Origin of the sequence: Collinsella sp. TF07-1 (assembly GCF_003437235.1) — a bacterium.
Taxonomy (GTDB): domain Bacteria; phylum Actinomycetota; class Coriobacteriia; order Coriobacteriales; family Coriobacteriaceae; genus Collinsella.
Genome location: NZ_QSRV01000049.1, coordinates 1 through 2,794, shown reverse-complemented (window position 1 = coordinate 2,794; position 2,794 = coordinate 1). Strand labels below are relative to the sequence as shown.

Here is a 2,794-nt window from a genome sequence, read left to right as displayed (position 1 = left end):
ATCGCCTTCCCTCAACGCGACCCTGCGGAGCCGTGAGCGGGGAGGGAAGGCGATCCGGCCTCCCGCCCTGCGCTCCGCAGCAGCCAGCGCCAAGCGCTAGTAGTTCACCACCTGCTCCTCAAAGTACGCCTTCGGGTGGTTACAAACCGGGCACACCTCAGGCGCCTCGGCACCAACGTGCAGGTGCCCGCAGTTCAGGCACTTCCACACCTTTACGCCCTCACGCTCAAACACCTCGCCCGACTCGATGCGCTCGACGAGCTTGTTGTAGCGCTCCTCGTGGGCCTTCTCGACGGCGGCGACACCACGGATCTTTGCGGCAATCTCGGCAAAGCCCTCTTCCTCGGCGGTCTTGGCAAACTCGTCGTACATCGTGGTCCACTCGTAGTTCTCACCCGCGGCGGCATCGCGCAGATTGTCCAGGGTATCGGGGACGGCGCCATCGTGCAGATACTTAAACCACAGTTTGGCGTGCTCGGACTCGTTGCCAGCCGTCTCGGCAAAGATGTTCGAGATCTGAACGTAGCCGTCCTTCTTTGCCTTGGAGGCATAGTAGCGATACTTGGTGTGTGCCTGGGACTCACCGGCAAAAGCGGTCTCGAGGTTCTTCTTGGTTTGGGAATTCTCAAAATCCATAGGTGTACTTCCCTTCAACGCATGCCGCCCGTAGGCTTCGAGCGGCCTCGTCTTTAGGATGCCCTCATGTCGGAAATCTAAACCTTACAATCCTGTTCTTCAGATTTGCACGGGCTAGATGCTCAGCCAGCGATCGCCCTCGGCTCGGCAAAAGCCCTCACGCTCCAGGTCGGCCAGAATGCCCGCGACAAGCTCGCGCTCGACCGGCCCGCGCCCAGCCGCCGCTTCCATATCGTTAACGCCCACCACGGCATCAGCAAGCGTAATCCCCGCCGGTTGGCCATCGCGCGCTGCCAGCAACATGCGCACGATATGCGCGCGCTTTTGGCGACGTGAGCCCTCAAACTTTGATTGACGGCTATAGCCCGCCGAGCGCCTGGACGGATTGGGCAACGTCTTTTTTAGATATGCGCCGTAATCCAGCAACGCGTAATACCACGCGCGCGGCGTGTCGGCATCATCGAGCGGCACGGCAAAGGGAGCGATCTCGTCGGTCGCCGCACCGGGGGCCGCCGGACAGGCCGCCTGAATCAGCGGCACCAGCTCGCGGTCGGGAACAGCCGGTACATCGGGAAAGAAGTGATGCAGAAAGACCGTGCGCACGTTGGTCTCCAGATACACGCCTGGAAGGTCAAACGCAAACGACCGGATACCTTGCGCCGTTGCCGGGCCAATACCAGGCAGAGCGACCAAGTCACGCGTCTCACGCGGAAACTCACCGTCCCAGTCCTCCACAACGCGCTGAGCGGCCTTGTGGAGCGCCAGAGCGCGTCGGTTGTAGCCCATGCCCTGCCAAGCGTCCAAAACATCGGAAGGCGCGGCTTGGGCAAGCGCCTGCACGGTCGGAAAGCGATCGAGCCACGCCGGCATACGCGTCTCCACGCGTGGCACCTGTGTTTGCTGCAACATGACCTCAGAAAGCCAAATGATGTACGGATCGCGCGTGCGGCGCCACGGAAGGTCGCGATAACGCAGGACCCCTTCCGAACGAATCATCGAACGAAAGGGGTCCTGAATCATATCTATGCTCCTTATGCGGCGCTATTCCTCCCGGCATGTATACGCACAGGTGGCGTACTCGGGAAACGCTTCGCGGTCGGCGAACTTGGGATCGACGGCCGGGAACTGGCGGTGAGCGACGATGTCGCCGAGCGAAACGGAATCGAGGTAGTCGCGCATCAACGCTTGAGCTCCGGCCCACAGGGGATGATAGCAGCACGTGCCCATGCGCGCACAGTCGCCATCGGGTGCGGTGCAATCATTCATAACCATAGGGCCCTGAACGGCCTCGACGACCTGACGAATGGTGACGTCGTCCGGACTGACCTTGAGACGCATGCCACCGTGGACGCCACGCAGGCTCTCCACAATACCGGCCTGGACCAAACCGTGCTGAATCGAGCGGGCAAACGAATACGGAACATTGACCTCTTCGGCAGCGGTGCGAACAGAAAGCAAACGCTCCGGATCCTCGGCAAGCATCGCCAGCATACGAAGGGCGTAATCAGTCTTCCTCGATATGTCCATTTTTCCCCTTTCAAGGAATACGAACAGCTCGAACGAGCTCCGGGGCCGAGCTTGTGTCGAGACGCTAAATGACCGCTAGGACATCCAAATGGTAAATCGGATATCCACTGAATGCCGCGCTTGGAGCGAAATGCATCAGATGCGGCCCACAGTGCAATTTAGTATAATCTAACTCCCTGCTTCGTTGAACAGGTGTTGCGCAACAAAGCTGTTGTTTAGACAGATATGCTTATTAGATTTTACTTGCGTTCCCGAAGGGGCGGGGATTCTGGGCGAAGATGCGCCAGGGCGATCGTTCTATCGAAACAAAGTACATCAAACGCAAAAAGCCACGTCCGAAGACGTGGCTTTAATTGCGTTGGCGGGAAGTACGGGGCTCGAACCCGCGACCTCCGACGTGACAGGCCGGCGCTCTAACCAAACTGAGCTAACTCCCCAGGCAGACGTTCGCGTTTGTTTCCGCTCGCGTGCGCTGCAGGGATTAGTATACACAGAAGTCTGTCCGGCGCGCAACAACTTTTTTGAAAAAATTTTTCGGTCCCTCCGGGAGGGTCTCCGGGGCTGGGGGCGGGGGTTAAGTTTGCTGCTCTACAGTCCTGCGCAAGACGGAAAGCACATTAAGTGCCTTCCT

At 59.2% G+C, this 2,794-nt stretch carries 3 protein-coding genes and 1 tRNA gene; all 4 read right to left on the bottom strand.

Annotated elements, in window-relative coordinates:
• Window positions 1-96: 96 nt before the first annotated feature.
• The 4 genes from rbr to DXC67_RS10145 all read right to left on the bottom strand — a co-directional run bounded on the left by rbr (window position 97) and on the right by DXC67_RS10145 (window position 2,600).
• Window positions 97-636: a rubrerythrin gene (gene rbr, locus DXC67_RS10160; protein ID WP_117638276.1), complete on the bottom strand. Its 540-nt coding sequence runs from the start codon at window positions 634-636 to the stop codon at window positions 97-99.
• Between the two features lie 114 nt (window positions 637-750).
• Window positions 751-1,656 (bottom strand): adenine glycosylase, encoded by a 906-nt coding sequence (locus DXC67_RS10155; protein ID WP_117634426.1) that lies wholly within the window; start codon window positions 1,654-1,656, stop codon window positions 751-753.
• Between the two features lie 21 nt (window positions 1,657-1,677).
• Window positions 1,678-2,163 (bottom strand): Rrf2 family transcriptional regulator, encoded by a 486-nt coding sequence (locus DXC67_RS10150; RefSeq protein WP_117564951.1) that lies wholly within the window; start codon window positions 2,161-2,163, stop codon window positions 1,678-1,680.
• 359 nt (window positions 2,164-2,522) lie between these two features.
• Window positions 2,523-2,600, bottom strand: a tRNA-Asp gene (locus DXC67_RS10145).
• Window positions 2,601-2,794 lie beyond the last annotated feature (194 nt).